The sequence below is a fragment of the Mucilaginibacter sp. P4_D1 genome, from assembly GCF_056401935.1.
Genome location: NZ_JBFUIJ010000093.1, coordinates 1 through 6,496, shown reverse-complemented (window position 1 = coordinate 6,496; position 6,496 = coordinate 1). Strand labels below are relative to the sequence as shown.

3 protein-coding genes are annotated in these 6,496 nt (G+C 45.5%); all 3 read left to right on the top strand.

Annotation, left to right across the window (positions count from 1 at the left end):
• Nucleotides 1–143: 143 nt before the first annotated feature.
• Nucleotides 144–2,630: a YfhO family protein gene (locus AC1DV1_RS30945; protein ID WP_477368601.1), complete on the top strand. Its 2,487-nt coding sequence runs from the start codon at nt 144–146 to the stop codon at nt 2,628–2,630.
• Nucleotides 2,631–3,045: 415 nt separating this feature from the next.
• On the top strand, nt 3,046–5,262 hold the full coding sequence (locus AC1DV1_RS30940; RefSeq protein ID WP_477368598.1) for a transferrin receptor-like dimerization domain-containing protein: 2,217 nt from the start codon (nt 3,046–3,048) through the stop codon (nt 5,260–5,262).
• 729 nt (nt 5,263–5,991) lie between these two features.
• Nucleotides 5,992–6,453: an IS200/IS605 family transposase gene (tnpA, locus tag AC1DV1_RS30935; protein WP_477368594.1), complete on the top strand. Its 462-nt coding sequence runs from the start codon at nt 5,992–5,994 to the stop codon at nt 6,451–6,453.
• The last annotated feature ends 43 nt before the right edge of the window (nt 6,454–6,496 follow it).

The window sequence follows — 6,496 nt, the reverse complement described above, 5'->3', positions numbered from 1 at the left end:
CCAATGACCAATGACCAATGACCAATGACCAATGACCAATGACCAATGACCAATGACCAATGACCAATGACCAATGACCAATGACCAATGACCAATGACCAATAATAATTGTATTTTTAAAAAATATATAATTATTGTTGCTTATGATGGATTGGCTAAAGCGTAACGGGATACATTTTGCCGTTGCGGGTGTTTTTTTGGTATTGTGTTTTTTATATTTTTCGCCTGCATTTCAGGGGAAAACACTGGGGCAAGGGGACGTGCTTGGTGCGCAATCCACCCAAAAGGAGATCATGGACTACCGCGCCCGCGATACCACCATTTTATGGACGAACCAGATATTCGGCGGTATGCCCGCATACCAGATCTGGGCGCCTTACAGCGCCAACATTGCCACGCATATTATATCCGTTATTGGTTATGCTGTACCCAACCCGGTTGGTATGGTGCTTGTATTTTTGTTTGGTACCTACTTTTTATTTAATGTGCTAAAGCTTAGCCCCTGGCTGGCGGCGGCCGGTGCCGTGGCTTTTACTTTTACCAGCTATAATATGATATTGCTGGCGGCCGGGCATACCAACCAGGCTTTTGCCATTGCTTTTTTTGCGCCTATAATAGCAAGTATTATGCTGACATTACGGGGGCGATATTTGTTGGGGGCATCTTTACTGGCTTTGTTCCTATCTATCGAAATTAAGGTGAACCACCTGCAAATGACCTACTATCTAATGCTGGCCGTTTTGATTTTGCTGGGTATCGAGCTTTATCACGCTATTAAAAATAAAACTACAGCATCTTTTCTCAAATCGTTAGGGTATTTGCTTGCTGCATCGCTATTGGCCTTTGCAGTAAATGCATCAACCTTGTGGAGTACTTATGAATACGGCAAGGATAGCTATCGTGGCAAATCAAATTTAACCACCAGCACCAAAGAGCCGCAAAATGGCCTGGCTAAAGATTATATTTATCAATATAGCCAGGGCGTTGCCGAATGCCTTACCTTTTTGGTGCCCAATGCTTCGGGTGGAGCATCCGGGCCGGAATTGATTGATCAAAATTCAGAAACCGTTAAAGTATTTACAGATAAAGGCGAGCAGCCGGAGCAGGCTTTAAACTACGCGCAGCAAATTTCTTCATTCCCCGGATTGTCGCTTTATTGGGGCGAGAAGCCGGGTACCAGCGGCCCATTTTATTTTGGTGCAAGTATCTGCTTTCTGTTTGTATTCGGGCTCATTATAGTAAAGAGTCGGCTTAAATGGTGGCTGCTGGGCACGGTGGTATTAACTATGCTGCTATCATTTGGAGGCAATTGGCCATATGTGTCTGATATATTTTTGAAGTACTTTCCGCTATACAATAAGTTCCGCGCGGTTGAATCTATTTTGGCAGTGGCCGGGCTTTGTTTCCCTGTGCTGGCCTTCCTGGCCATACAGGAGGTTATTGTTGCTGCCGATAAAAAGGCGTTGGTTAAAAAGCTATTGCTTGCCTTGTATATAACCGGTGGGCTGGTGCTGATATTGATCCTGGTGCCCGAATTGCTACTGAGTTTCAGGCCGAGCGACCAGCTAAGTGGGGTTGCCAGTTTAACACAGGCATTAAAGGGCGACGCAGCAATGGCCAATGCTTTTGCCAATGCGGTGGTTAAAGACAGGGCCAGTCTTGAGCGTGCTGATGCCATTCGTTCGCTGGTATTTCTGCTTCTTACTTTTGGTATTGTTTGGGCGCTTATAAAACAAAAACTAAGCCTCACAACTGTTTCTTTGCTATTGTTTGCCATAATATTGGTTGACCTTTGGCAGGTAGATAAGCGCTATTTAAAGGATACCAATTTTACCGATAAACAGGAATCAGCAGTACCGCAAAGACCTGTTGACGTAGAGATAGCAAAAGATGCGGACCCTGATTTTCGGGTATACGACGCGACTGTTAATATTCAGACAGATGTGCAAAATCCGTTCTTCCATAAAACTTTAGGGGGTTATTCGGCAGCAAGGATGAAGCGCTATGATGAGCTGATAAATAATCAGTTTACGAGAGGAGCAAACCCAGCCGTTCTCAATATGCTGAATGCCAAATACGTCATCGTTCCAGATTCATCCAAACAAGGGCAAACCCTATATCCCAACTCTGATGCATGCGGTAATGCCTGGTTTATAAAAAGCATAAAATATGTGGATGGTGCCGATGCAGAAATGAAGGCACTCAGCAGCTTTTCGCCAAAAAACGAGGCTGTGGCGGATAAAAGCTACCGAAGCATAGCCGGCAACATACCGGCGGGCGACACAACATCGACCATAAAACTGGCAAGCTATAACCCCGACCATATGGTGTACAAATCGGTTTCGAAAACTGGCGGAGTAGCTGTTTTCTCCGAAATATACTACGATAAGGGCTGGAAAATGCTGATTGACGGGATAGAGAAGCCTTACTTCCGGGCCAATTACCTGCTCCGGGCGGCCTCAATCCCGGCAGGTGAACATAAAGTGGAATTTGTGTTTCACCCGGCATCGTATTATGTTGGGGAGGATATTTCCATGGCTGGCTCAATGTTGTTGGTGCTATTACTGGGTGGGGCCGTCTTTGGAGATGAGATAAAGAAAATGACGGGGAAGAAAAGCGACAACAAATAATTTTGATTTGTTTAGAACTGCCAGTATTTTGCCTGAACTCGGATTAAGCAGATTTTTCTGATTATTGGGATTTTCCTTGCAAATCAAAAAATCCTGTTAATCCTGAAATCAGATGAATCCGAGTTCAGGCAAAAAGGGTTAGGGATTGCGGCGTAAAGCCCGCCCGCAGGGAACGCCCATATCGTTCATTAGTTCATTGGTCTTGTCTGGTTGGATTGCCAGATGGATAAAAGGTATTCAGCCAAAAAGCTATTTTTCCGCTATGCCCGCGTTCCAATGAACCAATGAACCAATGAACCAATGAACCAATGAACCAATGAACCAATGAACCAATGAACCAATGAACCAATGAACCAATGAACCAATGAACCAATGAACATTTTTGCTATCTTCACGCATCACCATATACACTGTCATGAAGAAAACCCTTACCCTTGGCTTATTGGCGCTGTCGTCGGCAAGTTTCGCGCAGCAAAAAACATTAATTGGCTTTACACCGGCATCGTCCGCAAAACAACTGGAAACCGAAAAAACATTTGATGCAGGTTTAAGCCCGCAGCGCATTGGCGAAACCATTAAAGCACTTTCGGCATTTCCGCATAACATCGGTTCGCCGGGCAGCAAGGCCGTGGCCGACAAGATATTGGCTATGTACAAAAGCTATGGGCTGGATGCGCATATAGAAACTTACACGGTACTTTACCCAACACCCAAAACGCGGGTGCTTGAGCTAACCGCGCCAACAACTTATACAGCCGTGTTAAAAGAGCAGGCCGTGCCGGAAGACGCCACATCTGGCCAGCCCAATCAGCTGCCAACTTACAACGCCTGGAGTGCCGATGGCGATGTTAGCGGTCCGCTGGTATTTGTAAACTATGGTTTGCCCGATGATTATATTAAACTGGCCGCCATGGGCATTGATGTTAAAGGTAAAATAGTAATTGCTAAATATGGCCGCTCATGGCGTGGCATAAAGCCCAAAGTAGCCTATGAGCACGGGGCTATAGGATGCATTATTTACTCCGATCCTGCTGATGACGGCTACTCTGCCGGCGATGTATACCCCAAAGGAGCTTACAAGAATGAATTTGGCGTTCAGCGCGGTTCGGTAATGGATATGGTGATTTATCCCGGTGACCCGCTTACACCGGGCGTTGGCGCAACAAAAGATGCCAAACGCCTGGATAGAAAAGATGCAACCACGATATTAAAAATACCGGTGCTTCCTATAAGCTATCATGATGCGCGACCTTTATTGGCCGCGCTTGATGGCCCTGTTGCACCCGGCGGATGGGCCGGCTCGTTGCCTATAACTTACCACATCGGTGACGGCAAGGCTGTGGTACACTTAAAAATGGAATTTAATTGGGATATGGTGCCCGCTTATGATGTAATTGCCAAAATTAAAGGATCAACCTACTCGGATGAGTGGGTAATGCGTGGTAACCACCACGATGCGTGGGTTAACGGCGCGAACGACCCTATAAGTGGCCAGGCTGCCATGATTGAAGAAACCAAAGCCCTTGGCGACCTGCTAAAAACCGGCTGGAAACCCAAACGCAGCATTATATATTGCTCATGGGACGGCGAAGAACCAGGCCTGTTAGGATCGACAGAGTATGCCGAGGCGCACGATAAAGAACTGCAGCAAAAAACGGTGGTATATATCAACTCGGATAGTAATGGCCGCGGCTTTTTAGGTGCAGGTGGTTCGCAGGCGCTGGAAAGCTTTATTGACGAGATAACAAATGGTATAACCGACCCACAAACGAAAGTAAGTGTGTTCGACAGGAAAAAGGCGATGCAACTGGTCAATGCCAAATCAACCAGCGACAAGAAAGAGATATTGGAACGCAAAGGCGAAAAGCTGGAGGCGCTGGGCTCAGGATCTGATTTTTCTTCATTCCTGCAGCATTTGGGCATCCCAACGCTCGATTTTGGTTTTGGCGGCGAAGATGGCGGCGGCGAATATCATTCTATTTATGATTCGTTTGATGACTACAAACGTTTTAAAGATCCTGATTTTACTTACGGCGTCGCCCTGGCCCAAACTGCCGGTCACTCGGTATTGCGCATGGCTGATGCCGAGGTATTGCCATTTGATTTCAGGAGCCTGCAAGCAACCATTGCTAAATATGCTACCGAACTTACCAAACTGGCCGATGACACCCGCGAATCCACCAAAATTGATAACCAACTGATAAAAGCTAACGATTACACCCTGGCTGCCGACCCAACCCACCTGTACAAAGCGCCGGTTGCCAAAGATACCGTGCCCCCAATTGATTTTAAACCGCTAACCGGCGCGCTGGACTCGCTAAAGAAAAGCGCCGATAAACTGGCCGCCTATTGGAGCGCAGCCGCGTTAAAAGATGGCGACCACGATAAACTAAACAAACTCCTGTACCATGCCGAGCAGCAATTGCTTGCCGCCGAAGGCCTGCCACGCCGAGGCTGGTACAAACACACCATTTATGCACCCGGTTTTTATACCGGTTACGGTGTTAAAACCATTCCCGGCATCCGCGAAGCAATTGAACAACGCAATTGGGACGAGGTGAAACAGCAGATAGGGGTGGTAGCCGGCAGGATAAATGCATTGGCGGGGTATTTGGCGATGGGGGTGAAATAGGTTAGCGATCTAAATATTTTAGAACTACCAGGCTGATAATATGGGCCGTGCCTACGGCACTCTTGACTGTTTATGTCTGCGTACCCCGGGTTGAAACCCGGGGCTACAATATGTTTCGGGCCGATGGCCCTTAGCTGCATTTGACTGGAGGAGCATAAATATGGATAAAACGATACAGGGGCGTAGCCCCGACTTATATTGTAGCCACGGGTTTCAACCCGTGGGATACTGCATTTGACTGGAGGAGCATAAATATGGATAAAACGATACAGGGGGCGTAGCCCCGACTTATATTGTAGCCACGGGTTTCAACCCGTGGGATACGAATAAAAGAAGAATGAGAGCCGTAGGCTCGGTACATATATAAAACAGCAGATTTAACAAACAATAAAATAACAAATATCGCCGGCCTGAAAGATGTATTTTTAAAGGAACAGAAATATAATTTAAACGCACAATCCAGAGGTGTAGCCTTGATCCATATTGTAGCCACGGGTTTCAACCCGTGGTATAAGAGGAACAGAAATATAATTTAAACGCGGAATCCAGAGGCGTAGCGTCGATCCATATTGTAGTAAAATGGGTTAATTATTAACTTGCAAATCCAGGGGCGTAGCCCCGACTTATATTGTAGCCACGGGTTTCAACCCGTGGGATACGAATAAAAGAAGAATGAGAGCCGTAGGCTCGGCTCATATAAAAATAGCAAATATTAACGGTCCAGATAAAATGGCAAATACCTATCACCAAATCTACATTCAAACAATTTTTGCCGTTAAGTACAGGGAAGCGGTGATTGAAAAAAAATGGGGCGCCGAGCTGTTTGGCGTGATAGGCAATCTAATCAATGAAACCAATTGCAAAACCATTATCGTAAATGGTGTGGAAGATCATGTACATTGTTTTATCGGCTTAAGGCCCGCTGTTTCAGTATCAGAACTGATGCAAACTGTGAAAGCCAAATCATCTAAATATATTAATGATCATTTGCTAACCCATAAGCATTTTGAATGGCAAGATGGTTATGGTGTGTTTTCCTATAGTCAATCGCAGGTTGATAAAGTTTATAAATATATCCAAAACCAGGAAGTGCATCATAAGAAGCAAACATTCAGGGAAGAATATCTTGACTTTTTAAAAAAGTTTAAAGTAGCTTATGAAGAACAGTATATTTTCCATGATTTGATTTGAAGCCTGGCTATAATGATGACGTGTAAATTGATAGAACAGAAAC

Bases quoted from the DNA above. Each gene is read 5' to 3' on its own strand.
- AC1DV1_RS30945 (WP_477368601.1), top strand. From the start codon at position 144: ATGATGGATTGGCTAAAGCGTAACGGGATACATTTTGCCGTTGCGGGT.
- AC1DV1_RS30940 (WP_477368598.1), top strand. From the start codon at position 3,046: ATGAAGAAAACCCTTACCCTTGGCTTATTGGCGCTGTCGTCGGCAAGT.
- tnpA (WP_477368594.1), top strand. From the start codon at position 5,992: ATGGCAAATACCTATCACCAAATCTACATTCAAACAATTTTTGCCGTT.